Raw genomic sequence first — 24,188 nt, 5'->3', positions numbered from 1 at the left:
GATTTCACATGAACGGCCGGAGTCGTCAAGGCTTACTTGGCACCAGCGTTGAGAATTTTCAGAACCTTTTCAGTAATGTCATGACGGGCGCTGCTGTAAACAACTTCTTGAAGCACCAGATCATATTTTTCACCTTCTGCCACTTGCTTGACGGCGCGGTTTGCCGCATCCAGCACTTTTTGCAGCTCTTCGTTGCGGCGACCATTCAAATCTTCTTGGAACTCGCGCTGTTTGCGTTGAAAGTCGCGGTTTTGCTCTGCGAATTCTTTCTGTCGTGCTGAGCGTTGCGCTTCCGACATGGCGGGCGCATCACGTTCAAACTTTTCACTCATGGTCTTGAGCGATTGCTGCAGGTCCGTCAAATCTTTCTGTCGCTTGGAAAATTCTTGTTCCAGCTTGGCCTGTGCCGCCTTTGCGGGTGCCGACTCTGTGGTGATCCGTTGGGTGTTGATGTAGCCTACTTTGGACTCCTGAGCAAAACTGCTACCCAAAGCCAATACCAACGCAGCCGCCAACGCCCATTTCACTTGTGCTGTTTTCATTAAAAGGTTGTTCCGATTTGAAATTGAACGTTTTGCATTTTATCCCCGTCAAACTTGGACAAAGGCCGGGCAATGGCAAGACGCAATGGACCCACCGGAGAAATCCAACTAATGCCCACACCAAATGAAGCCCGCATGTCGGACAACTGAATCGCTTCATCCACGCCATAAATGCCACCAGCGTCTACAAATGCAAAGCCCCGCAATGTACGGTCATTGCCTCCACCTGGAAGCGGAGACAGCAACTCTGCGTTGAAAACCACTTTCTTGGCGCCGCCTGTGGCGGTAAGAGACGAGGCGCGTTGTGCCGCAGTGGTCAAACTACCCTGCTCAAACCCGCGTACCGAGCCCAAACCACCCAAATAGTAGTTCTTAAAAATCGAGTATGAACCGGAACCGGTGGCGGCACCCATCGACAGTTCCGTGTTGAATGCAGCGGTCATCGTACGGGTCACGGGAACGAACTGCTGATACTGGGCTGTGCCACGTACATATCGCATGTCGCCGCCCACACTCCACTCGGCATTCGTCCGGATAACCCGACCCATGCTTGGCACCAATGCACTATCTCGCGTATCCCTGGACCAGCCTACCGTAAGAGGGACAGCCGTTGCGCTGTAGCCGAACTCATTGGCGTAGTCCTGATACACAGTTGGCAAATAGGTGCCAGGAATGATCCGGGTCTTGTCCGCGCCGAGGCCGAAGTAAACGGTGTCCGAGTCCGAAAATGGAACCCCAAAACGTACCCCAACGCCAGTTGTTTCAATCGCGTACGTATCCACGTCGTCGTAGGGTCGGGAGGTGCGTTGGTACAAATCAAAGGTGCGGGAAACGCCATCGTCGGTGAAGTACGGATTGGTGGTGCTCAACACCACGGTACGGTTCGCCTTGCTGGTATTGACTTCGATACCCAAAGAGTTGCCCGACCCGAATGCGTTTTCCTGCTTGAAACCAAAGGAAAGTCCCAATCCGTCCGCACTGGAAATACCTGCTCCCAAGCTGATGCTGCCCGTGGGCTTCTCTGCGACCGTGACCGTCAGGTCAACCTGATCGGGAGATCCTGCCACTTCCTGAGTATCAATACCTACATTGGTGAAATAACCCAACCTATCCACACGATTGCGAGATTGCCGGATCTTTTCTCCGTCGTACCAAGCCGCTTCCAGTTGCCGGAACTCACGGCGAATGACTTCATCGCGGGTGCGATCGTTACCTGCAACGTTAATCCGACGGACATAGACCCGGCGGGACGGCTCGCCTACCAATGTAATTTCAACACGATTCGTGGCGCGGTCAATGTCTGTGCGCGCTTCGGCTCGCGCAAAGGCATAGCCGAAATTGGCGAAGTAATCCGTAAATGCCTTGGTCGTCTGAGCCACATCCGTAGCGTTATAGGGCTCGCCTGCCTTGATGGTCACCAGTGATTGGAACTCTTGTTCTTTCCCCAGGAAATTGCCGGCTAGCTTGATCTTCGAAACTGCGAATTGCTCACCTTCGGTGATGTTGACTGTGATTGCAATATCTTTTTTGTCCGGCGAGATCGCCACTTGGGTCGAATCGACCTTGAATTCCAGAAACCCGCGCGCAAGGTAATAGGAGCGCAGGGTTTCGATATCCGCATTGAGCTTGGTGCGCGCATAACGGTTGGATTTGGTGTACCAGCTCAACCAGTTTCCGGTATCAGAGTCAAAGAGCCCCCGAAGTGTGCTTACGGGAAAGTTCTTGTTCCCGACAATATTGATTTCGCTGATTTTTGCAGTGTCACCTTCGGCGACAGCAAAACTGACATTCACACGATTGCGCTCAATTGGTGTCACCGTGGTAACGATATCCACAGCGTACATGCTTTTGCTGATGTACTGCTTTTTGAGTTCTTGCTCTGCCCTGTCAACCAATGCTTTGTCGAACGGTCGACCTTCGGACAATCCGATGTCCCGCAAAGCACGTTTCAGGACGTCTTTGTCAAACTCACGATTACCAGAAAAATCGACATCCGCGACATTGGGGCGCTCCTCCACAATAACGACCACAACACCATCTTTGCTCTCGATCCGTACGTCCTTGAAAAGCCCGAGCGCAAACAAGGAGCGGATAGAGGCTGCTGCTTTCTCGTCGGTGTAGGTATCCCCCACACGCACAGGAATGGACGCAAACACTGTCCCAGCTTCCACACGCTGAAGGCCTTCCACCCGGATGTCACGAACCGCAAACGGCTCAAGCGCCCAAGCAGATTGCAGCAAGACAGCGAGCAAGCCGCTGCAAGCAGCAAAACGGACGCTGCGACGACGATATTTCATAGTACTCAAGTTGAATCTCCGGGGGTCAGGTCAAGCGAAAGGGACTTAACCAAAGATATGCAAAACATCGTTATAGAAGGCGACTGACATCATCACCAGCAACAACGCAACACCAGCACGCTGAAGCACTTCCCACCATTTTTCGGGCACCGGACGACCGGTCAACCCCTCCCAAAGATAATACATCAGGTGCCCTCCATCCAAGACCGGCAAGGGAAGCAGGTTCAACACCCCTAGGCTGATACTGATGAGCGCCAGAAAACTCAGAAACTGCAGGAGGCCCAAGGCAGCAGATTTGCCGGCATAGTCAGCAATTGCCAATGGCCCGTTCAAATTCCGAAGTGATACCTGACCGGTGATCATTTGGCCCATTGCGACCAAAGACATGCGGGAAATGTCCCACGTTTTCTCAACGGCCCGCGCAAGGCCTTCGGTAAATCCGTACTGAACAGACACAGTGTCAGGGGCGCCACCAATAAAGGCACCAACCCGACCGACGACCTCTTCGCCCTGTTTTTCGGCTTTTGGGGTCACAACGATGGTCACAGCTCGGCTTGCCCGCATGACTTGCCAAGTCATCGGTACTTCTGGAGAGTTACGGATCAGCGCTCGAAGCTGATTGGCATCGCGTATGGGTGTTCCATTTACTGCTGATACCAAGTCACCAGGCATCAGCCCCGCTACAGTGGCACGCCCCTCCGCGCTCAAGTCACCCATAAGCGGTTTGGAGAAAGGAGCGAGCCAGCCTATCTTCTGAAAAAGCGCTGCATCGGCGGCACTGCCCCCCAGCGAGCTTAAATCCAGCGAACGCAACGTACTGTCAGCAGGCGCATTGTCACCAGACTCATTGAGTTTCAAATACAAAACTTTGCGATCCAGGCTGGCCGTTGTGAGCCACCATCGGAACTCTTCAAAGGTTTGGATCGGGATCAGCGCGTCTTGCGAAACACCCACCTCCAAAACCCGCTCACCGCCTACCCAACCACCCTTCTCTGCCAGTGAAGACGCGACCGGTGTCGGGAGAACTGGAGTGGCTAATGTGACCGACTGCCAATTCACAAGGGAGTAAAGACCTATCGCCAACAACAAATTAGCGAGGGGACCGGCAGCCACGATGAAAGATCGACGGCGCAAAGACTGCCTGTCAAAAGCCTGAGATGCTTCCGACTCTGCGATCGGCCCCTCACGTCCATCGAGCATCTTGACGTAGCCACCAAGGGGAACTGCACTCAGGACGAAGTCTGTACCCGTCCGTGGAGAGGACCATCCCCATAGCTTCGGGCCAAATCCGATGGAAAATTTGAGCACCTTGACCCCACAAAGGCGGGCTGCACAGAAATGCCCCCATTCGTGCACGGCAACCAGCAAACCAATGGCAATGAGGAAAGCCAGAACTGTTTGCATAGAGAAACTATTGCCTATTTACTGAAGAAGTGATGTGCAAATGTTCTCAGCCAGACTCCGGGCTTCTGTATCCAGAGCCATCAAAGACGATAAATTGTCAGGGGATACGAAATCCAGCTGGGTCAAGGTGCGTGTGTTCACGGTATGGATTTGATCGAAACGGATACGGCGATCCAAAAATGCAGCAACAGCAATTTCATTCGCTGCATTCAACACGACTGTAGATCCTGCTTGCCCCATTAAAGTTTCCCAAGCGAGTTTTAACCCGGGGAATCGTGCTTGGTGCGCCTCCGAATGAATGGATTCAAAGGTTAGCGACGCCATGGTGGAAAAATCCAATGCAGAAGACCCCGATGCGACCCGTTGCGGCCATGCCAAGCCATACGCGATAGGGCCGCGCATGTCGGGGGTACCCAATTGGGCAACCACTGAGTTATCGACGTACTGCACCATGGAGTGCACCACACTTTGTGGGTGAATGATGACGTCAATCTGTCGGGGAAGCACATCGAAAAGAAACTTAGCCTCAATGACCTCCAACGCCTTATTCATCATGGTCGCGGAGTCCACTGAAATTTTGCGCCCCATGACCCAATTGGGGTGAGCGCAGGCTTGTTCAGGTGTCGCCTCACGGATTTGAGATTGGTTCCATGTTCGGAAAGGACCACCCGATGCCGTCAAGATCAGTTTGTCAATAACGGATGGCCAATGATCCCGACTATCCGGAAGCGACTGGAAAATGGCCGAGTGCTCGCTATCAATGGGCAACAAAACCGCTCCGCCTTGCTTTACGGCCGACATAAACACTTCACCGCCAACTACTAGAGCTTCTTTATTTGCCAAAAGCAATCTTTTCCCGGCGGTTGCCGCAGCAATACACGACGACAAGCCTGCGGCCCCAACAATCGCCGCCATCACCGTATCTACATCGGCATGTGCTGCCACCTCATCCAGTGCGGCTGGTCCCGCGAGCACCTCCGTCTTTGCACCGGATTGCTTCAGGCGTGCCTGAAGCTCCATCGCATGTTTGGGGTTCACCATGACCGCAAATTGCGGCCGAAACTCCATGCATTGGGCATAAATCACCTCAACGTTGGACGAAGCAGTGAGCGCGAAGACAGAAAAACTTTCGGGATGGCGTCTCAATACATCCAGGGTATTGACCCCGATAGACCCTGTCGATCCCAACACTGTGATTTTTTTCATAGGGGACCCGATGAAAAAGACTGCATAAGCATTGCTAGCGGCACTACGGGCAACAACGCATCGACTCGATCCAGTACACCGCCATGGCCTGGCAAAAGTTGACTACTATCTTTTGCGCCCGCTGCACGCTTCACCAAGGACTCCAGTAGATCGCCAGAGATACTCATGGTTCCAAGAAAGAGAACAGCAAGAACCATGACAGCCCAATGCCAGGCGACTAGAACACTGTAAATGCTGAGCGAGTCCATCATCCAAGTACGGTCGATGTAGACCCAAAAAACAGCAAGCAACAGCACACCAACGATTCCGCCTAGGGCGCCTTCGCGGGTTTTTCCCGGACTGATGTCGGGTGCCAACTTATCTTTGAAAAAACGCCCCCCCAAAGAGCGCCCCACAAAGTAAGCGGCGATATCAGCCACCCAAACCAACGCCAGAACCGAAAAGAGGAAGTTGATTCCGCGCGCCCGCGCCAACACAACCGCGAGCCATGCTGCACACAAAACAGCGAAGCCGATCAATTGGCGCAGAGGTTGATGGAGGTCTATCCAAGCGGTTACACCGGCACGAATCAATGCGCCGCCACCCGCAACCCAAAGAACTGCAATCGCCAACCAGATCCACTGCAAGACCAAAGCAGAGGGTTGGAACACCCACAAAGCACCACAGGCTAGTGCACACCCTGCCCCCGCAATAACAGAGTGTGTTTGGCTTGCTCCATTCAACCGGAACCATTCCCAAGCTCCGCACGCCATCAATGCGCCAGCAACCCAGGCAAATGCGAAGGTGTGCGGATAAAAAACTGCAGGAACCAAGACAGCCAACAGGGCGATCGCAGTAAGGATGCGCAAGCGCAGCATAGAAAACCCTTCAGATGGAGCAACGCGCGCTTAGCGAACCTGCTCAGAAGTCTTACCAAATCGCCTTTCACGGCTATTGAACTCGGTCAACGCTGTATCAAGATCAATTTCACTGAAATCCGGCCACAAAACAGGACTGAAGAAAAACTCAGCATATGCAGACTGCCACAGCAAAAAGTTGCTGATCCGGTACTCACCGCCTGTACGAATAAACAAATCGGGATCCGCACTAGGTGACAAAGCCATCGCACTGGAAAGACTATCCTCCGTGATGTCCTCTCCGCGTTCAGCCAGCGCGCGGGCTGCCTGGACGATGTCCCATCGTCCGCCATAGTTAAAGCAGACATTAAGTGTCAACCCCGTGTTGGAGGACGTTTCCAACTCAGCCAGGTGAAGTCCTTGCCGTACTTTCTCTGATAGTCCGGATCTGCTACCCACGAACCTGAGACGAACACCTTCCTGCTTGAGCTGCGAAACTTCTCGGGCAAGTGCTCCGGCAAGCAAATCCATAAGGCCCGATACCTCGTCTGCTGGACGATTCCAATTCTCAGAGGAAAAAGCAAAAACCGTAAGAGTTGCTATGTTCCTGGGGGGGCAGGCTCTGACTATCCGCTTAAGCGTGTCCACCCCCTGCTTGTGTCCTGCCAAGCGGGGAAGAAAGCGCTTGGATGCCCATCGCCCGTTTCCATCCATAACGATGGCGACATGCAAGGGGCTCGGTGAAACTGAAGCCGACATGCGGTTCAGCGTTACACCGCCATGATGTCTTGCTCTTTGGAAGCCACCAAACGATCAATCTCGGTAATGTGCTTGTCGGTCGTCTTTTGCACATCTGCCTCACAACGCTTTTGATCATCCTCGGACGCTAGCTTGTCTTTGACCAGCTTCTTGACTGCCTCGTTGGCGTCACGGCGCAAATTGCGGACAGCAACTTTGGCACCTTCACCTTCACCGCGGACGACCTTGGTCAGTTCCTTGCGACGCTCTTCAGTCATCGCGGGCATTGGGACCCGAATCAACTCACCCATGCTGGAAGGATTCAAGCCTAAATCCGAGTCGCGAATAGCTTTTTCAATCTTAGGAGCCATGTTTTTTTCCCACGGCTGTACGCTGATGGTACGAGCATCAATGAGAGAAAGGTTGGCAACCTGACTCAATGGGACCATCGAACCATAGTAATCCACGTGTACGGTATCCAACAAAGCAGGATTCGCTCGACCTGTGCGGATTTTGGTGAGATTGTTCTTGAGGGATGCGATGGACTGATCCATCTTTGCATCCAAAGTCTTCTTAATTTCTTCAATGGACATAGATTATTTTCTCCTATGCGATCACTTGGCCTGCACTCAGGTTACACATGCACCAAAGTGCCTTCGTCTTCACCCATCACCACTCGCTTCAGCGCTCCGTGTTTGAAGATAGAGAAAACTTTGATCGGCAGCTTTTGATCCCGGCAAAGGGCGAATGCAGCTGCGTCCATGATGCCCAAGTTTTGGGTCATCGCGTCATTGAACGTAATCTTCGAGTAGCGGGTTGCCGACGGATCCTTTTTGGGGTCCGCTGTGTAAACACCATCAACTTTCGTCGCCTTCAACACCATCTCGGCACCAATCTCTGCTCCGCGCAATGCTGCGGCAGTATCCGTAGTGAAAAATGGGTTACCGGTACCCGCAGCGAAAATCACTACCTTGCCTTCTTCGAGGTATTGCAAGGCCTTGGGACGCACATAGGGCTCCACCACTTGCTCGATGCCGATAGCGGACATGACACGTGCTGTTAGTCCAGCCTTGTTCATCGTGTCGCCCAGCGCAAGTGCGTTCATCACTGTCGCGAGCATACCCATGTAATCGGCAGTCGCACGGTCCATACCGACAGAACCACCCGCAACACCGCGGAAGATATTGCCGCCACCGATCACAACTGCAACCTCTACACCCAAGCGGGTGACTTCCGCAATTTCATCAACCATACGGACAATGGTGTCACGGTTGATACCGAACTGGTCGTCGCCCATCAATGCCTCGCCGGACAACTTGAGCAAAATTCTCTTGTAAGCAGGTTTGGATTGGCTCATGGACGACTCCCGTTCGGTGACTAACAACTTTTCTATCAGATCAAGCAGACTGCTTGGCCGCAGCCACTTGCGCAGCAACTTCAGCAGCGAAATCGTCTACTTTCTTCTCAATGCCTTCGCCCACCACATAAAGAGTGAAACCCTTCACAGTAGTAGAGACGGCCTTGAGCATTTGCTCCACGGTCTGCTTGTCGTTCTTGACGAAAGGCTGGTTGAACAAAGAAACCTCTTTCAGGAACTTCTGGACGCCGCCTTCGATGCGCTTTGCAACGATCTCAGCGGATTGCACAGGCTTGCCTGCAGCGGTGGCGATCGCTGCGTCTTCCGCTGCCTTCGCTGCCGCCACAGAACGCTCACGCTCAACCAACTCTGCGGGAACCTGGTCAGAGGACAAAGACACCGGTTTCATCGCCGCCACGTGCATGGCAACATCCTTAGCAGCGGCTTCATCACCTTCAAACTCAACCACCACACCGATACGTGTACCGTGCAGATAAGAAGCCAATTTGCTGGAACCATCAAAACGTTGGAAACGGCGGAAGGTCATATTCTCACCAATCTTGCCGATCAAGCCCTTGCGGACATCTTCCAAGGTGGGGCCGAAACCGTCTTGCTCATAAGCCAGTGCACCTAGCGCAGCAACGTCGGCAGGATTGTTCACCGCCACCAGATTGGCCGCAGCATTTGCAAGTGCTAGGAAGCTGTCGTTCTTGGTAACAAAGTCAGTTTCGCAATTGACTTCAATCAACGCACCCACGCCGTTCGCGATGCTAGTTGCAACAACGCCTTCAGCCGTCACACGTGCAGCGGCTTTGCCAGCTTTGCTGCCCAACTTGACACGCAGAATCTCTTCCGCCTTTGACATATCGCCGTCAGCTTCGGTCAAAGCCTTTTTGCATTCCATCATGGGCGCATCGGTCTTGCCACGCAGTTCTGCCACCATGCTCGCTGTAATTGCTGCCATTTGTATTCTCCGAATTTCAACAGTTTAAATAAGGGCTAAAAAAAAGGGGCAACGAAGCCCCCTTTTTCGGGTGCAGAAGTGCTTAAGCGGAAGCTTCGCTCACTTCAACGAACTCATCATCGCCTTCAGCGGCAACCGCCTTGACAACGTCATCCACCGCGTTCGCGCGGCCTTCGAGAATCGCATCAGCAATTCCGCGAGCGTACAAAGCCACTGCCTTGGAAGAGTCGTCATTACCGGGAATCACGTAGTCAATCCCCTCGGGAGAGTGGTTGGAGTCCACCACGCCGATCAAAGGAATGCCGAGCTTGCGTGCTTCTGCGATCGCAATCTTGTGGTAACCCACGTCAATCACGAAAATAGCGTCAGGCAGTGTGTTCATATCTTGAATACCGCCGATATCTTTTTCCAGCTTCTCCAGCTCGCGAGCGAACATCAACTGTTCTTTTTTGCTCATGCTGTCCAAACCGGCTTCCTGCTGGACTTTCATGTCCTTCAGGCGCTTGATGGAAGTCTTGACAGTCTTGAAGTTGGTCAACATACCGCCCAACCAACGCTGATCCACAAAAGGAACACCGGCGCGCTGAGCTTCAGCCGCCACGATTTCGCGGGCTTGGCGCTTGGTACCCACCATCAAAATGGTGCCGCGCTTTGCCGACAGCTGGCGCACGAACTTGGCAGCCTCCTGGAACATCGGGAGCGATTTTTCCAGGTTGATGATGTGAATTTTGTTACGGTGACCGAAGATGAACGGGGCCATCTTGGGGTTCCAGAAGCGGGTTTGGTGACCAAAGTGGACACCGGCTTCCAGCATCTCGCGCATTGTTACTGCCATATTTAACTCCGAAGGTTAGGTCTGAAATCCACCCCGCTGATCGCCCTCAGACAGCGCTGAAGGAAACACCTTGTGGGGATGGTTTGTGAATACCTTGGCGGGTACGCCCACCAAAGCCAGTCGAGTATAGCACGCACCGGCTTCCAGTGACCCACACCTTCAAGTGCGCCAATTGGGTCTACGCATTGTGTATTTCCGTCAAACCACCCGAAACCTATGAAAAAATAAGGGCAGGCGAAAGACGCATACGATTTTGAAAGTTGAAATGAAAATAGCCATTGTGGGCGCGGGAGTTGTAGGAATAACGACTGCCCATGAATTAGCCGAAGCCGGCCATGCTGTCACCGTATTTGAGAAAAATGGTGCAGCCAGTGAATCCTCCAGCTTTGCGAATGGCGGCATTCACTGCAACAGCTTTACTTTGCCACTCTCGGCTTCCACATTTACTGGGCACAAGTTGCGCCGTTTTTGGCAAACCACCCGCCAAATGTCGCATTCGAACTGGGCGACACCGGCCAATTTTCGTTGGCTATGGGCACAAAGCTCGCCGGCAGAGGCCGCCAAGGTGTGCGCCATTCAGTCATACGGACAACAAATGGCACGCCTGGGGATGGAGGTTACAGACACATTGATCTCGCATCACCAGTGGGAGATCGAGCAAAGTGAGGGGCAACTGATATTGCTTAGCAACGAAGCAGAACTGAATGGATATTCGGCGAGGCTCCAATTTTTGAAGGACGCTGAACAAAACTACCGGTTACTGGACAGGGAAGAAATGGAAGTCCATGAGCCTGCGCTACATGGAGCAGACAAGATATTTAAGGCGATACACCTGCCAGGGGACCGTGTAATGAACTGCCGTCAGTTCTCGCTTTTGGTCAAACAGGCCGCTCAACGCAACGGGGTAGACTTTCACTTTGATACTGAAATCACGGGTCTACAAGCACAAGGCAAGCCCCAGGTTCGCCTCAAAACCGGGGACACTCAGTCTTTTGATCATGTTGTGATTTGTACTGAGTCCCTTCCAAGGGAGGATGTTCTGAAGACTGGCCTTCAGACATCTACCGCACGGATCGACAGCTACGCCCTGAGTGCGGCCATTCGCGAACCTTTGAATGCACCGCGTAGCGCAGTGCAGGACTGCAGGTCAGGCATTACGATCACTCGCATCGGCAAGAGATTGCGAGTGTGCGGTGGAGCGGAATTGAACAAGTCAGGTACAAATGAACACGATAAACGCGTTGTGAACAAGCTGTTTCGTACGCTGGATCAATACTTTCCAGGCGCAGCCAATTACCCGGCAGGGACACAAATCTGGCGCGGCAGCCGCACATTTACCTTGGACGGCCTGCCATTGGTAGGCAGTGCTGGACTACCCGGCGTTTGGCTCAATCTGGCGCACGGAGCCAATGGCTGGACACTGGCAACCGCCAGCGCAAGGTTACTATCCGAACAAATTACAGGCCAATCCACCAGCTTGCCGAGTGAACCGCTAAGTCCGCAACGCTTTATCCGATAGATTTTGCGAACCTTGTCCTCCGGCAGGCAAAGCAGCACAGGGAAAGAGACGTCATGAGCCCAGAACTGTCACAACGACTTGCCGCCGCGGTGGACGGAATGCCTGCTTTTCCGAAAAGCGTCCAACGTATTTTGGAACTGACCCGGGATGTCAACAGCACACCCAAGGATCTGGTTGATGTCATAGACAAAGATCCGGTGGTCACGGTAAAAATCTTGAAGGTCGTCAACTCTGCGTACTACAGCCTGCCACGGCAGGTGACCTCCATCGGTCATGCGGTGGTCTACCTTGGCTTCAACACGATCAAAAATCTGGCGTTGAGTATCGCGGCCATTGGCATGCTTCCAAAAGAAAACCAAGCGGGTTTCGACGTTCAGCAGTATCTTTTGCATTCATTGGCCACAGCGAGCATCGCCAAGCAACTTGCGTTGAAGGTGGACGATGCAGACCCAATGGATTGCTTCATTGCCGGCCTACTGCATGATTTTGGGAAGATGGTTTTTGCCCAATTCATGCCGCAGGAATTCAAAGCCGCTTTGGCATTGAGTGCGGCAGACAATAGCTCTTTGCACACGGCCCTGCAAACCACTATCGGCGCAGATCACGCAGTAGTCGGTGCCATGCTGGTAGAGAAGTGGCGATTCGCACCTGCCTTGGTGGACACCATCAGGCACCAAAGAACAGACAACCTGAAAGACACCGACATGATTGCCTGCGTTTTTGGCGCCAATCAGATCAGCAAAAGCTTGGCTTTTGGCTTTGCCGGCAACCACTGCATTGACGAGCTTCCAGCACTCCTTCAAAAGCGCTTGGGTGGCAATCTGGAGCAGGTCATCGCCTCTTTGGGTGATCTGACAGGCTTGTTTGAAGAAGCACAAGTATTTGCGAAGTTGTAAAGGACAGGCTTATGAAAGTCAGGTTTTGGGGAGTACGCGGTTCCATAGCTTCGCCCGGTCCCAAAACCGTGCGGTACGGCGGCAATACGACCTGCATTGAAATCCGTACAGACAACAACGAATTGATCATTCTGGACGCAGGCACCGGCATCTTCCCTCTCTCCCAGACCCTGCTGGCAGAAATGCCGGTAACCGCCAATGTGCTAATCACCCACTCTCATTGGGATCACATTCAGGGGCTTCCATTTTTTATCCCGAATTTCATCCCTGGAAACACCCTACGATTGCATGGTGGCTTCGACCCGGTCTCCGGCAAGGGCATCGAGCAGGTGATGGCGGTGCAACTGCAGTACAGCTACTTTCCGGTGCGTGAGGAAGAGATGAAAGCCCGCATCGAGTACGTCACGCTCATGCCTGACCAGCCGATCCAGATTGGAAGTGCCACTGTGACACCGTGCCTCCTGAATCATCCGGTAGTGGATTTCGGCTACCGCATCGAATGCAACGGAAAGTCTGTGTTCTTCACCGGCGACCATGAGCCCCCCTACAACATCTACGAACTCGGCGATGAAGGGTTTGTTGACTACCAAGCCTTTGTCGATGAGAAGAACAGGGCCATCCTGGAGGCTATCAAGGGAGTAGATGTGTACATCGCTGACACCTCATACACCGATGCCGAGTACCCTGCCAAAAAAGGATGGGGGCATGGCACTTTCAGCACCAGCATTGCTTCGGCCCATGCAGCGGGGGCCAAGGTGCTTTTTTGCACACACCACGAACCGACCCGCAGTGACGACGCCTTGGAAATGGCTTTTGCCGAAGCATTGGAACAAAACGCCCACTTGAGCACGGGCATGGATATCCGGCTTGCCCGAGAGGGCGACACCTATGAATTCTGAGTGGATTCTTTCCACCCAAGGCCCCAAGACTTTTGCGCGCCTGCCCATACTCGGCACAACCGCCTCAAGAACTCTTGAGGAAAACGCGATACAGAACCACCCGCCGGGCTACCTGATGCAACGGGCCGGCCTCGCTTTGGCAAAGCTTTCGCTAGCCGTAGCACCACATGCACACGTTTTTTGGATCGCCTGCGGGCGCGGCAATAACGGCGGCGATGGATTAGAGGCCGCCATCCATCTGCACCAGTGGGGCAAAGAAATCCATGTCAGCATGCCAGCCGCAAACAAGCCCTTGCCCACTGATGCTGGACTGGCCCTCGCAAGGGCAGGACAAGCAGGCTTGGCCATACATGACCACGCTCCGGATCACTGGGATGCATGCATTGATGCGTTGTTGGGTATCGGACTGACTAATGCGCCCACCGGGACATACGCTGATTGGATAGGCCTCATCAATTCGCGATCATGCGACGTGATATCCGCCGACATTCCCAGCGGACTGATGGCTGACACCGGTGATGCACCCGGCGCCTGTGTGGCGGCCACGCACACCTTGTCGATGTTAAGTTTGAAATCGGGCTTGTTGACATTTCAGGGGCGGGATGCCTGCGGTAGTGTCTGGCTCAACACATTGGGAGTAGATGCTTCCAAGGAGTCGACAGCGTGGCTGAACCACTTGCCCGTTGTTCACCAACGCCCCCACCTCTCCCACAAAGGCAGTTTTGGAGACGTTGCCATTGCCGGCGGAACGCTGGGCATGCAAGGCGCCGCTGTATTGGCGGCTCGGGCAGCATTGCAGTCCGGTGCTGGCAGGGTCTACTTGGTTTTGCTGCCTTCTGCACAAGGAAGCACTTCGGTCGACGTACCCGCGGACATCATGCAGCGACATGCAGACGCACTGCAGCCACAACAGTTCACACTGGTCGTCGGCTGTGGCGGTGGCGAAGAAATTGCACACACTCTTCCACGTTGGCTCATGGAGTCCAAGCACTTGGTTTTGGACGCCGACGCGCTCAACGCCATTGCGGCGTCCGCCGACCTCCAAAAACTGCTTCAGGGTCGCGCCGGAGATTCAACAGTGATCACCCCTCACCCCTTGGAGGCAGCACGTTTGCTGGGCTGCAGCGTCAGTGAAGTGCAAGCAGACCGCTTACGATCCGCGCAACTTCTAGCGAATCAGTTCAAGTGCACCGTGATTCTCAAAGGTTCCGGGAGCATCATCGCAGCGCCAGATCGCGTACCGCACATCAACCCCACCGGAAACGGCAAACTGGCCATCGCCGGCACGGGTGACGTACTTGCTGGTATGACAGGCGCCGCACTGGCGCGCCACGAAAGTGCGTGGAAAGCGGCATGCGCAGCCTGCTACCACCACGGTGCGCTAGCGGACCAGTGGATGAAGCCCACGTCGCTCACTGCAAGCGGACTGCTGGAATCCATATAAAAATAGCTGCTAGCGCTCATGGAATATGCGCCAGCAGCTACCATTTTAATAGCAAATAGTCTTCAGGCTATCTGCGCTTCTTGGTAGTCTTCTTTGTTGTGGGACTCACCTTCTCGGCACTTCGGCTGCTGCGCGAAGACTTCGCGGTACTTCGCTGTTGGCGAACCTTGCCTTTGAAGGCGGCGCCCGCACCGGCGTCCGAATCTGAACGCCCCGCGAAGTCAGCGCGACCCGGCTTGATGTCGCGGCCGACGCCCTTTTCAGGAGGCAGTCTGGGAATGGATCCCGCCCCTTCTTGCACCAAACGGAAATCGATCTTCCGCCCATCGAGGTCCACTCGGCTCACTTGGATGCGGACCCGTGTACCGATCGCGTAGCGGATACCTGTGCGCTCACCTCTCAGCTCCTGGCGGGCTTCATCAAACCGGAAGTACTCGCCCCCCAGCTCAGTGATATGAACAAGGCCCTCCACGTACATGGCGTCCAAGGTCACGAACAGGCCGAAGGTTGTCGCTGAGGACACGACACCCGAATACTCTTCGCCCAAGTGCTCGCGCATGTACTTGCATTTGAGCCATGCCTCCACATCGCGGCTGGCTTCGTCAGCGCGGCGCTCGTTTGCACTGCAGTGCAAACCGGCCGCCTGCCAGGCAGTGCCTTCCGCATTGAGTTTTTTGGGTTTGGTTTCCGGATTGGCCACCCGCGACGCCAGATTTTTCTCCAGACGTCGAGCGAGCTTGGCGTGTGCCTCACCCGGAGTCGGCAGCGCTGGCAGCTGGTATTTGCTCTTGGCGAGGATCGCTTTGATCACACGGTGCACCAGCAAATCCGGATAGCGCCGGATCGGGCTGGTGAAGTGGGTGTAGGCATCAAATGCCAAACCAAAGTGTCCGCTGTTGATAGGCGTATAAATCGCCTGCGACATGGAGCGCAAGAGCATCGAGTGGATCTGCTGCGCATCTGGCCGGTCTTTGGTGGCTTCTGCGATCGCTTGAAATTCGCCAGGGGCAGGCTTGTCGCTGATCGACATGCCGATGCCGCTCGCCTTCAGGTAATTGCGAAGCATCTCCTGCTTTTCGGGCGTAGGGCCTTCGTGCACGCGGAAGAGGCCTTGGTGCTTGTTCTGGGCAATGAAGTCTGCACTACAAACGTTCGCAGCCAACATGGCCTCTTCAATCAAACGGTGCGCCGTGTTGCGGGTACGGGGAACGATCTTCTCGATGCGTCCGTTTTCATCACAAACAATCTGCGTCTCAGTAGTCTCGAAATCCACAGCGCCCCGTTTGTGGCGGGACTTGAGCAATGCCTGGTAGACGCCATGCAAGTTCAACAGATCCTGCACACGCTCCTTGCGTTTACTTGCTTCAGGACCACGCGTGTTGCCGAGAATGGCGGCCACTTCTGTGTATGTGAACCGTGCGTGGCTCCACATCACGGCGGGATAGAACTGGTAAGCATCTACCTCGCCGTCTTCGGTGACAAACATGTCGCACACCATGCACAGTCGCTCGACTTCAGGGTTCAGCGAACACAGGCCGTTGGACAGTTTCTCCGGCAGCATCGGAATGACGCGGCGTGGAAAGTACACGCTGGTCGCGCGGTCATAGGCATCCACATCAATAGCATTGCCTGTCTCCACATAGTGACTGACATCCGCAATCGCCACCAACAAACGCCAACCTTTCAGTGCTGCCTTGCCACGCCCTTTGTTGGCGGGCTCGCAATACACGGCATCATCAAAGTCGCGGGCATCTTCACCGTCGATGGTGACCAAAGGAATATCAGTCAGGTCAATCCGGTGCAACTTGTCTTGGGGGCGGACCTTGTCCGGCAGAGTTCGTGCGAGCGCTACGCATGCATCAGAAAATTCATGCGGCACGCTGTACTTGCGCACTGCGATTTCAATCTCCATGCCGGGGTCATCTACCTCGCCGAGCACTTCCTTGATGCGCCCCACCGGTTGACCAAACAGGGCGGGAGGTTCGATAAGTTCCACCACCACCACTTGCCCCGGCTTGGCCACACTGGTGGCGCCTTTCGGGATCAATACGTCTTGCCCATAACGCTTGTCTTCAGGCGCTACCAGCCAGACACCGCTTTCCTGCAATAGCCTGCCGATGATGGGTTGTTTGGAACGCTCTGTGATTTCCACCACACGACCTTCGGGGCGTCCCTTTCGATCGCTACGTACGATGCGGACCTTGACGCGGTCTTTGTGCAGCACGGCCCGCATTTCATTGGGGGGAAGGTAGATGTCGGGAGCACCGTCATCGCGGGACACGAAGCCGTGTCCATCACGATGCCCCTGAACAATTCCTTCAACTTCTTCCAGCAAACTGCTGTTTTGGCCTAAATGTTTGATATACTTCTCTCTTTCCTGAGATGCCCAGATGGCGGAATTGGTAGACGCACTAGTTTCAGGTACTAGCGAGTAACATCGTGGAGGTTCGAGTCCTCTTCTGGGCACCAACAATGGTAATGTAGTTAATGAAAAGCCGCTGTGAAAACAGCGGCTTTTTTTTGCCTGTGTGATTCGTGCCACTGACCGTTTGATGCATCAGTCAGTGGCAAAAAAATCAGATGGGAAGTGCGACCAGATCGTGACCTTGCGCACTCACAATACGGGCCTTGGTGAACTCCCCCACCTTGAGTGTCTTGCTGATTTTTTCGGGTGGCAACAGACGCACCACGCCATCAATTTCAGGGGCATCCGCATAGCTGCGACCGACACCGCCCTTGCGACCCAAAGCCGGCGCGGAATCCACCAGCACTTGCATCACAGAGCCGACACGGCGCTGCAACCGGGCCGCAGATACTTCTTCTGCGACCTGCATGAATCTGGCGCGGCGCTCCTCCCGTACTTCCACGGGCAACATGCCCGGCAAATCATTGGCAGTCGCACCATTCACAGCGCTGTAGGCAAAGCAGCCCGCGCGTTCAATCTGGGCTTCACGCACAAAGTCGAGCAAGTGCTCAAACTCTTCTTCTGTCTCGCCGGGAAAGCCCGCAATGAACGTGCTGCGCACCACCAACTCCGGGCACGCTTCACGCCACTGCTGCAAACGCTCGAGGTTCTTTTCACCGCTGGCCGGCCGCTTCATGCGACGCAACACATCAGGGTGACTGTGTTGCAAGGGAACGTCCAAGTATGGCAACACTCGGCCTGTTGCCATCAAGGGGACAATCTCATCCACGCTCGGATAGGGGTACACATAGTGCAAACGAACCCAAGCACCATAAGGCTCGGCAAGATCGCCCAAGGCTTGAACCAGCTCGAGCATGCGGGTCTTGACAGGCTTTCCATCCCAGAAACCCGTGCGGTACTTCACATCCACACCGTAAGCCGATGTGTCTTGACTGATGACCAACAGCTCTTTAACGCCGCCTTCAAACAATGCCCGAGCTTCGCTCAGTACATCTCCAATGGGACGGGACACCAAGTCGCCGCGCATGCTGGGGATGATGCAGAAGGTGCACCGATGGTTGCAACCTTCGCTGATCTTCAAGTATGCGTAGTGCCGTGGCGTGAGCTTGACACCTGCAACACCAAAAGACTGCGGCACCAAATCCAGAAATGGGTCGTGCGGCTTTGGAAGATTCAAGTGCACCGCATCCATCACCTCTTGGGTTGCATGCGGACCGGTTACGGCAAGCACTTTGGGGTGCATCTGGCGAACCATGTTTTCCCCGCCATCGGTGGTCTTTGCACCCAGGCAACCCGTCACGATCACGCGCCCGTTTTCGGCCAACGCCTCACCGATGGTGTCCAGGCTTTCTTTGACCGCATCGTCAATAAATCCGCAGGTGTTGACGATGACCAAATCTGCGCCCTGGAAGGTTTTGGATGTTTGGTAGCCCTCGGCGCTGAGCTGGGTCAGGATGAGCTCGGAGTCGGTCAAAGCCTTGGGGCAACCCAGGCTCACAAAACCGACTTTGGGGGCAGCTTGCGCTGTCTGGATGGGGGTCAAAATATCAGTCATATAGCGAAGTTCCGGAGCCCGCCTCCCAGACACCGGCCCTAGCGTTTAGCGCTTGAGGCCGAATGTGCCGAGGAATTGCTCGGTTTGTTTTTGCATTTGTTCCTGCATCTGCTGGAACATATTGTTGCCCATGACGCCCTGCACCATGGGGGCTTGCATCTCCATGAGCGCCTGCATGTTCTTTTCCAAGTACCCACCCATCATGCCCTGCATCGCATGTCCGTAAAAACGGATGATGTTGGACAACACAGGAGTGGTAAACATGGGCGAACCATTGGCCTCTTCTTCCAGGATGATCTGCAGCAGAATGCTGCGCGTCAAATCATCGCCGGTCTTGGCATCCACCACCGCAAAAATCTCACTGTCCATGACCAACTGTTTGATTTCAGCCAGTGTGATGTACGTAGAAGTATCAGTGTCGTAAAGCCGGCGGTTAGGGTACTTTTTGATCACCCTCTGCGACGACTTGGAATCTTTGGTGGAGTTTTTTTGCATTGCGATCGCTCGGCACGAAGTGTGGGAGCCAAGTTAGTGTTGCACTGCAGCACATTCTAGAGAGGGACCGGCTGATGCTGACCTAGGATTACCCTAGTTATAAGAGACGTTCGGAAAAATTTGGTAGGCGCAATTGGACTCGAACCAACGACCCCCACCATGTCAAGGTGGTGCTCTAACCAGCTGAGCTATGCGCCTACATTTATCCGAGAGGACGAAGTATAGCAGCATAAAAACCGCATCCCGGACAAACCACGACAGAAAGTTCAAAAAACCAGCATTCATGCTGAGCCATAATTGACGTTTACGTAAACGTCAATCCCTTTCAGTTTTACTACAAGGAGTACTTCATGGATATCGCAGGAAAAATCTTCATCGTGACCGGCGGCGCATCGGGCTTGGGCGAAGGCACCGCACGCATGCTCACTTCCAAAGGCGGCAAGGTTGTCATTGCGGACATGCAAGCCGAGAAAGGGGAGGCCATTGCCAAAGAATTGGGCGGCGCTTTCGTGAAGTGCGACGTCAGTAATGAAGCCGATGGTCAGGCTGTGGTTGCCAAGGCCTTGTCGCTTGGCAAACTTATGGGGTTGGTGAATTGCGCCGGCATTGCACCGGCTGAAAAGACGGTGGGGAAAAACGGCGCCCATGCCCTCGCCTCATTCAGCAAAACCATCACTGTGAACCTGATCGGCAGCTTCAACATGATCCGTTTAGCTGCCGAAGCCATGAGCAAAAACGACCCCGAATCCACGGGCGAGCGCGGCGTCATGATCTCCACTGCATCAGTTGCAGCTTACGACGGACAAATCGGCCAAGCCGCCTACAGTGCGTCCAAAGGTGGTGTGGTGGGCATGACCCTTCCCATTGCACGCGACCTGGCACGTAACGGCATCCGCAATATGACAATCGCCCCCGGCATCTTTGGGACGCCTATGCTGTTCAGCATGCCTCAGGAAGTGCAGGATTCATTGGCTGCTGGCGTTCCATTCCCTTCTCGTCTGGGTACTCCGCAGGACTACGCAAAACTCGCGATCCACATTTTTGAGAACGATATGCTCAATGGCGAAGTCATTCGATTGGACGGCGCCATTCGCTTGGCACCGAAGTAAGTCGGGTTCCTCTGGAGGAGAAGACTTCAGACTTCACGCTCCGGGCGTGCAACCTTTATCGGTGCGCCCGGATCGAAGACACCATCCCCAAAATAAAGATCGCACTGGCCAGCCATTGCAAGGCTGTAGGCCAGTCTCCGTACACCAGAAACGCATAGACGAGTGCGAACAAAGTTTCAGAGACGATAAGTTGCCCGCACAAACTGGCACTCAATCGCCGGCTGGCAAAATTCCACAGCACGGCCGCGATCCATGCTGAACCAATGCCCGTTGCTATACAAACCATAGCTGCCCGCGCAACATCTGCGTGCGCCAGCATTTCTTCGACAGGTGTTCCCAAGGCCACCCACAGCAACCACGCCGCCAAGCCCGCATTCACGCCCATCCAACTCGTCCAGTCCCTCAAGTTCACATTGGTGTGTTGCTTAAGCCATGCCGAATTGATGATCGCAAAGGCCACCCAAAAGACCATGGCCAACAAGCCATAGAGCACACCGCGCCAGAATATCCAACCGTGCATTTGAACGTCGCTGCCGCTGCTTTCAGCCGCTATCATTGTGGTGACACCCGCCAGTGTGAGTAGCAAGCCCGGAATCAGGCTGCGCCAGCGCAACCCCACAGGCTTGCCGAGCAACATGACCCACACGGGAATGGTCCCGATGATCATGGTGGGCACTTCCACACCCGCATCCCGGATGGCGTAGACCAGCAGCAAGTAGTAGCCGGAGAAACCCAATACGCTAAGTAGCAGTGCAGTCCCCGCTTGTTTCAGGGTAGGCAGACGTGAACTTCCATTCAACAGGCCTATGCCGATCATGCACAGCGATGTGAGACCGAAAACCACAAAACGCCCGGCGGTGAGATCCACCGGCGACAAACCCGGTGCCATTGCAGGCGCCACAAACACCAAACCCCACAGGGCACCGGCCGCCAGACCAGCAATTACCCCGGCTAGCAATCAACCACCATTGCATTAGTGCTGCTGCTTATATTTAAGCAAGTCTCATATTCCAAATCCATCATCCGCCGCAATCACGGCTCCGTTAATAAAGTGACTCTGGTCAGAACACAGAGTCACCAACATGGCGTCCAAGTCGGTGGGGTGGCCGATGCGCTTGCGCGGTAGCATTTGCACCAATTTCTGCCCGCTTTCAGTCTGCCAATGGTGGTGGTTAATCTCGGTGTCGATGTAACCCGGGCACAGCGCGTTGACATTAATCCCGAACTTGCCCCACTCCAGCGCCTGGGCCTTGGTCATCTGGATCACCGCCGCTTTGCTCATGCAATACACCCCAATCTGGGGCAACACCCTCAGACCCGCCATGGACGCGATGTTGATGATGCGCCCGCCGGTATAGCTGCCGGGTGCTGCACCTTTTGCGCGAGCCAGCATGCGTTTGCCGACTTCCTGGGCTACAAAAAAGGCACCCTTGACGTTTGTATCAAACATGAAGTCGTAGTCTTCCGGACTCACATCCTGCAAGCGCTGCGTAGTGCTCACCCCGGAGTTGTTGATGAGGATGTCAATAGAGCCCACTTCCGTCTCGGCATGGGCCACCGCCGACTTGATCGAATCGTGGTCGGTCACATCCAATTCGATGACATGGGCGTCACCGCCCTGCCCCTCTATTTCGGCGCGCAAGTCTTTGAGCTTGTCGATGCGGCGGCTGGCCAACACGACCGCGGCACCGGCTGCCGACAAGGTGCGGGCAAACTGCGCCCCCAGCCCGCCGGAAGCACCTGTGATGAATGCAATTCGCCCGGAAAGATCGATGCTGTAAGCCATTTAGAGTGCCTCCACAAATTAAAAAAGAACGGTCGTTCTTTTTTTGAAAATCAGCGAATAAAATCTGCTGCCGGTCGCGTGCGCTCCAGCGCGCGAACGCTGACAAGAAGACCACCCATTATTAAGCGAGACTCCCCATGACAAACCAGGAAATACTGGCTCAATTCGGCCCCCGTGAATCCATGGAATACGACGTGGTCGTCGTTGGCGGAGGCCCCGGCGGTCTGGCTACAGCGATCCGCCTCAAACAGCTGGCGGCCGAGAAAGGCACCGATGTTTCGGTGGTCGTACTCGAAAAAGGCTCTGAGCCCGGCGCACACATTTTGTCCGGCGCGATCATGGACCCCAAAGCGCTGACGGAACTGATTCCCGACTGGAAGGCCTTGGGCGCCCCCCTGAACCAGCCGGTAACTGACGACGCCTACATTTTCTTGAGCGAAAAGTCTGGCTTTCGCGTGCCCAACATGGTGCTGCCGCCCTTCGCGCACAACGATGGCAACTACATCATCAGCCTGGGCGCTGTCACCAAATGGCTCGCAGAGCAAGCGGAGAGTCTGGGCGTGGAAATCTTCCCCGGCTTCACTGCGGCTGAAGTGCTTTACAACGACGATGGCTCTGTCAAGGGTGTGGCCACCGGCAACATGGGGGTGGGCAAAGACGGTGAGCCGATGGAAAGCTTCCAGCTCGGTATGGAGCTGCTGGGCAAATACACCGTGTTTGCTGAAGGCGCCCGCGGCCACTTGGGCAAACAGCTCATCGCCAAATACAAGCTTGACGAGGGTCGCGACCCGCAAAGCTTCGGCATCGGCATCAAGGAGTTGTGGGAAATCGACCCCAGCCGCCACAAGCCCGGCTTTGTGATGCACACCGCCGGCTGGCCCATGGAGTCCGACACCTACGGTGGCGCCTTTTTGTACCACCTCGAGGGCAACAAAGTCGCTCTGGGCTTTGTCACCGGCTTGGGCTACAGCAACCCCTACCTCAGCCCGTTTGAAGAGTTCCAGCGCTGGAAGACTCACCCGAATGTGCGTTACTACTTCGAGAACGACAAAGGTGAAATCACCGGCAAACGCCTGTCTTATGGCGCTCGCGCCATCAACGCAAGTGGCATCAATGCCCTGCCCAAAACGGTATTCCCCGGTGGCTGCCTGGTCGGCTGCAATGCAGGCTATCTGAACGTTGGTCGTATCAAGGGCAGCCACGCCGCCATCAAGACCGGCATGCTGGCCGCAGAAGCGGCTTATGACGCCGTGGTGGACGGACGCCAGCACGACGAGCTGATCGCTTACCCCGAAGCGTTTGAAAAGAGCTGGCTGCACACCGAACTGAACAAAGACCGCAACTTCAAAAACTGGTTCAAGTACGGCCTGACCACCGCGACGCTGATGAACGGTTTTGAACAATTCGTGCTGCGCGGACACATCCCTTGGACCCTGCGCCGCGACAAGCCCGACCATGCTTACCTCAAGCCCGCAGCCGAGTGCAAGCCCATCGTCTACCCCAAACCGGACGGCAAGCTCACCTTCGACCGCTTGAGCAGCGTGTTCATCAGCAACACCAACCACGAAGAGCAGCAACCCGCGCATTTGACACTCAAGGACGCCTCGGTGCCTGTGAACATCAACTTGGCCAAGTACGCGGGCCCCGAAGTCCGCTACTGCCCGGCCGGTGTGTATGAGTTCGTCAAGAACGAAGACAACACCGACCGCTTGCAGATCAACGCCCAGAACTGTGTGCACTGCAAGACCTGCGACATCAAAGACCCGACCCAGAACATCGTCTGGGTCACACCCGAAGGCGGTGGCGGACCCAACTACGCTGGCATGTAAACCACGCTTCACAAAAAAACGGGACCTCAGGGTCCCGTTTTTTTGTGCCATG

Annotated in this window: 21 protein-coding genes and 2 tRNA genes; 7 read left to right on the top strand and 16 right to left on the bottom strand. The window is 54.8% G+C overall.

The annotated features are described in order from the left end of the window. Nucleotides 1-32 precede the first annotated feature (32 nt). From AEP_RS20125 to rpsB, 10 genes are all read right to left on the bottom strand, one after another. Nucleotides 33-542, bottom strand: coding sequence for an OmpH family outer membrane protein (locus AEP_RS20125; protein WP_087497040.1), 510 nt, complete (start codon nucleotides 540-542; stop codon nucleotides 33-35). After that, complete coding sequence (gene bamA, locus AEP_RS20120) at nucleotides 542-2,839, bottom strand: outer membrane protein assembly factor BamA (RefSeq protein ID WP_087497039.1); 2,298 nt, start codon at nucleotides 2,837-2,839, stop codon at nucleotides 542-544. The genes AEP_RS20125 and bamA overlap by 1 nt, the downstream gene beginning before the upstream one ends. A 45-nt stretch (nucleotides 2,840-2,884) precedes the next feature. Next, on the bottom strand, nucleotides 2,885-4,243 hold the full coding sequence (rseP, locus tag AEP_RS20115) for an RIP metalloprotease RseP (RefSeq protein ID WP_087497038.1): 1,359 nt from the start codon (nucleotides 4,241-4,243) through the stop codon (nucleotides 2,885-2,887). Between the two features lie 18 nt (nucleotides 4,244-4,261). After that, nucleotides 4,262-5,449 (bottom strand): 1-deoxy-D-xylulose-5-phosphate reductoisomerase, encoded by a 1,188-nt coding sequence (ispC, locus tag AEP_RS20110; RefSeq protein WP_198301870.1) that lies wholly within the window; start codon nucleotides 5,447-5,449, stop codon nucleotides 4,262-4,264. Next, on the bottom strand, nucleotides 5,446-6,306 hold the full coding sequence (locus AEP_RS20105; protein WP_087497036.1) for a phosphatidate cytidylyltransferase: 861 nt from the start codon (nucleotides 6,304-6,306) through the stop codon (nucleotides 5,446-5,448). The genes ispC and AEP_RS20105 overlap by 4 nt, the downstream gene beginning before the upstream one ends. Nucleotides 6,307-6,336: 30 nt before the next feature. Further along, a complete protein-coding gene (uppS, locus tag AEP_RS20100) occupies nucleotides 6,337-7,044 on the bottom strand; it encodes a polyprenyl diphosphate synthase (RefSeq protein WP_087497035.1) in 708 nt (235 codons plus the stop codon). A gap of 11 nt (nucleotides 7,045-7,055) precedes the next feature. Continuing rightward, nucleotides 7,056-7,616: a ribosome recycling factor gene (gene frr, locus AEP_RS20095; protein ID WP_087497034.1), complete on the bottom strand. Its 561-nt coding sequence runs from the start codon at nucleotides 7,614-7,616 to the stop codon at nucleotides 7,056-7,058. Nucleotides 7,617-7,657: 41 nt separating this feature from the next. Further along, nucleotides 7,658-8,380 carry a UMP kinase gene (pyrH, locus tag AEP_RS20090; RefSeq protein ID WP_087497033.1) on the bottom strand — a complete coding sequence of 241 codons (723 nt, stop codon included), beginning with the start codon at nucleotides 8,378-8,380 and terminating at the stop codon, nucleotides 7,658-7,660. 40 nt (nucleotides 8,381-8,420) lie between these two features. Then, nucleotides 8,421-9,344, bottom strand: coding sequence for a translation elongation factor Ts (gene tsf, locus AEP_RS20085; RefSeq protein ID WP_087497032.1), 924 nt, complete (start codon nucleotides 9,342-9,344; stop codon nucleotides 8,421-8,423). Between the two features lie 82 nt (nucleotides 9,345-9,426). Next, nucleotides 9,427-10,179, bottom strand: a complete 753-nt coding sequence (gene rpsB, locus AEP_RS20080) for a 30S ribosomal protein S2 (RefSeq protein ID WP_087497031.1) — start codon at nucleotides 10,177-10,179, stop codon at nucleotides 9,427-9,429. 265 nt (nucleotides 10,180-10,444) lie between these two features. On the opposite strand from rpsB, the gene AEP_RS20075 reads away from it, so the two are divergent. Genes AEP_RS20075 through AEP_RS20060 form a run of 4 tightly spaced genes read left to right on the top strand, consistent with a single transcriptional unit; the run spans nucleotide 10,445 to nucleotide 14,937 of the window. Next, a complete protein-coding gene (locus AEP_RS20075) occupies nucleotides 10,445-11,698 on the top strand; it encodes an NAD(P)/FAD-dependent oxidoreductase (RefSeq protein WP_087497030.1) in 1,254 nt (417 codons plus the stop codon). Between the two features lie 53 nt (nucleotides 11,699-11,751). Continuing rightward, on the top strand, nucleotides 11,752-12,594 hold the full coding sequence (locus tag AEP_RS20070) for an HDOD domain-containing protein (protein WP_087497029.1): 843 nt from the start codon (nucleotides 11,752-11,754) through the stop codon (nucleotides 12,592-12,594). A gap of 11 nt (nucleotides 12,595-12,605) precedes the next feature. After that, nucleotides 12,606-13,493 (top strand): MBL fold metallo-hydrolase, encoded by an 888-nt coding sequence (locus AEP_RS20065; protein WP_087497028.1) that lies wholly within the window; start codon nucleotides 12,606-12,608, stop codon nucleotides 13,491-13,493. Beyond that, a complete protein-coding gene (locus AEP_RS20060) occupies nucleotides 13,483-14,937 on the top strand; it encodes an NAD(P)H-hydrate dehydratase (protein WP_087497027.1) in 1,455 nt (484 codons plus the stop codon). The genes AEP_RS20065 and AEP_RS20060 overlap by 11 nt, the downstream gene beginning before the upstream one ends. Nucleotides 14,938-15,004: 67 nt before the next feature. On the opposite strand, the gene rnr is transcribed toward AEP_RS20060, so the two are convergent. Next, nucleotides 15,005-17,272, bottom strand: coding sequence for a ribonuclease R (gene rnr, locus AEP_RS20055; RefSeq protein WP_087497026.1), 2,268 nt, complete (start codon nucleotides 17,270-17,272; stop codon nucleotides 15,005-15,007). Nucleotides 17,273-17,321: 49 nt separating this feature from the next. Between rnr and AEP_RS20050 the strand changes: the two genes are divergently transcribed. Then, nucleotides 17,322-17,406: transfer RNA gene (locus AEP_RS20050), tRNA-Leu, on the top strand. Between the two features lie 107 nt (nucleotides 17,407-17,513). On the opposite strand, the gene rimO is transcribed toward AEP_RS20050, so the two are convergent. The 3 genes from rimO to AEP_RS20035 form a co-directional block, all read right to left on the bottom strand. After that, nucleotides 17,514-18,917 carry a 30S ribosomal protein S12 methylthiotransferase RimO gene (gene rimO, locus AEP_RS20045; RefSeq protein ID WP_087497025.1) on the bottom strand — a complete coding sequence of 468 codons (1,404 nt, stop codon included), beginning with the start codon at nucleotides 18,915-18,917 and terminating at the stop codon, nucleotides 17,514-17,516. 45 nt (nucleotides 18,918-18,962) lie between these two features. Continuing rightward, nucleotides 18,963-19,412, bottom strand: coding sequence for a polyhydroxyalkanoate synthesis repressor PhaR (gene phaR / locus AEP_RS20040; RefSeq protein WP_087497024.1), 450 nt, complete (start codon nucleotides 19,410-19,412; stop codon nucleotides 18,963-18,965). A 121-nt stretch (nucleotides 19,413-19,533) separates the two neighbouring features. Further along, a tRNA-Val gene (locus AEP_RS20035) sits at nucleotides 19,534-19,610 on the bottom strand. A gap of 152 nt (nucleotides 19,611-19,762) precedes the next feature. Here AEP_RS20035 and AEP_RS20030 point away from each other — a divergent pair. Then, nucleotides 19,763-20,521 (top strand): 3-hydroxyacyl-CoA dehydrogenase, encoded by a 759-nt coding sequence (locus tag AEP_RS20030; RefSeq protein WP_087497023.1) that lies wholly within the window; start codon nucleotides 19,763-19,765, stop codon nucleotides 20,519-20,521. Nucleotides 20,522-20,576: 55 nt separating this feature from the next. Here the strand turns inward: AEP_RS20030 and AEP_RS20025 are convergent, their stop codons facing one another. Together AEP_RS20025 and AEP_RS20020 are read right to left on the bottom strand one after the other, a co-directional pair. After that, complete coding sequence (locus AEP_RS20025; protein WP_087497022.1) at nucleotides 20,577-21,479, bottom strand: DMT family transporter; 903 nt, start codon at nucleotides 21,477-21,479, stop codon at nucleotides 20,577-20,579. A gap of 45 nt (nucleotides 21,480-21,524) precedes the next feature. Beyond that, nucleotides 21,525-22,307 carry an SDR family oxidoreductase gene (locus AEP_RS20020; protein ID WP_087497021.1) on the bottom strand — a complete coding sequence of 261 codons (783 nt, stop codon included), beginning with the start codon at nucleotides 22,305-22,307 and terminating at the stop codon, nucleotides 21,525-21,527. Between the two features lie 137 nt (nucleotides 22,308-22,444). Between AEP_RS20020 and AEP_RS20015 the strand changes: the two genes are divergently transcribed. Next, on the top strand, nucleotides 22,445-24,136 hold the full coding sequence (locus tag AEP_RS20015) for an electron transfer flavoprotein-ubiquinone oxidoreductase (RefSeq protein ID WP_087497020.1): 1,692 nt from the start codon (nucleotides 22,445-22,447) through the stop codon (nucleotides 24,134-24,136). Nucleotides 24,137-24,188: the final 52 nt, after the last annotated feature.

Origin of the sequence: Curvibacter sp. AEP1-3, from assembly GCF_002163715.1 — a bacterium.
Classification (GTDB): domain Bacteria; phylum Pseudomonadota; class Gammaproteobacteria; order Burkholderiales; family Burkholderiaceae_C; genus Allorhodoferax.
The sequence above is the reverse complement of the archived record's forward strand: the minus strand, read 5'-3'. Positions and strand labels throughout refer to the sequence as shown.

Coding starts and splice junctions, on each gene's coding strand:
- rseP (WP_087497038.1), bottom strand. CDS start 4,243: ATGCAAACAGTTCTGGCTTTCCTCATTGCCATTGGTTTGCTGGTTGCC.
- pyrH (WP_087497033.1), bottom strand. CDS start 8,380: ATGAGCCAATCCAAACCTGCTTACAAGAGAATTTTGCTCAAGTTGTCC.
- AEP_RS20060 (WP_087497027.1), top strand. CDS start 13,483: ATGAATTCTGAGTGGATTCTTTCCACCCAAGGCCCCAAGACTTTTGCG.
- AEP_RS20020 (WP_087497021.1), bottom strand. CDS start 22,307: ATGGCTTACAGCATCGATCTTTCCGGGCGAATTGCATTCATCACAGGT.
- frr (WP_087497034.1), bottom strand. CDS start 7,616: ATGTCCATTGAAGAAATTAAGAAGACTTTGGATGCAAAGATGGATCAG.
- AEP_RS20125 (WP_087497040.1), bottom strand. CDS start 542: ATGAAAACAGCACAAGTGAAATGGGCGTTGGCGGCTGCGTTGGTATTG.
- phaR (WP_087497024.1), bottom strand. CDS start 19,412: ATGCAAAAAAACTCCACCAAAGATTCCAAGTCGTCGCAGAGGGTGATC.
- tsf (WP_087497032.1), bottom strand. CDS start 9,344: ATGGCAGCAATTACAGCGAGCATGGTGGCAGAACTGCGTGGCAAGACC.
- AEP_RS20075 (WP_087497030.1), top strand. CDS start 10,445: ATGAAAATAGCCATTGTGGGCGCGGGAGTTGTAGGAATAACGACTGCC.
- AEP_RS20065 (WP_087497028.1), top strand. CDS start 12,606: ATGAAAGTCAGGTTTTGGGGAGTACGCGGTTCCATAGCTTCGCCCGGT.
- rpsB (WP_087497031.1), bottom strand. CDS start 10,179: ATGGCAGTAACAATGCGCGAGATGCTGGAAGCCGGTGTCCACTTTGGT.
- AEP_RS20030 (WP_087497023.1), top strand. CDS start 19,763: ATGGATATCGCAGGAAAAATCTTCATCGTGACCGGCGGCGCATCGGGC.
- AEP_RS20105 (WP_087497036.1), bottom strand. CDS start 6,306: ATGCTGCGCTTGCGCATCCTTACTGCGATCGCCCTGTTGGCTGTCTTG.
- rimO (WP_087497025.1), bottom strand. CDS start 18,917: ATGACTGATATTTTGACCCCCATCCAGACAGCGCAAGCTGCCCCCAAA.
- ispC (WP_198301870.1), bottom strand. CDS start 5,449: ATGAAAAAAATCACAGTGTTGGGATCGACAGGGTCTATCGGGGTCAAT.
- AEP_RS20015 (WP_087497020.1), top strand. CDS start 22,445: ATGACAAACCAGGAAATACTGGCTCAATTCGGCCCCCGTGAATCCATG.
- AEP_RS20070 (WP_087497029.1), top strand. CDS start 11,752: ATGAGCCCAGAACTGTCACAACGACTTGCCGCCGCGGTGGACGGAATG.
- bamA (WP_087497039.1), bottom strand. CDS start 2,839: ATGAAATATCGTCGTCGCAGCGTCCGTTTTGCTGCTTGCAGCGGCTTG.
- uppS (WP_087497035.1), bottom strand. CDS start 7,044: ATGTCGGCTTCAGTTTCACCGAGCCCCTTGCATGTCGCCATCGTTATG.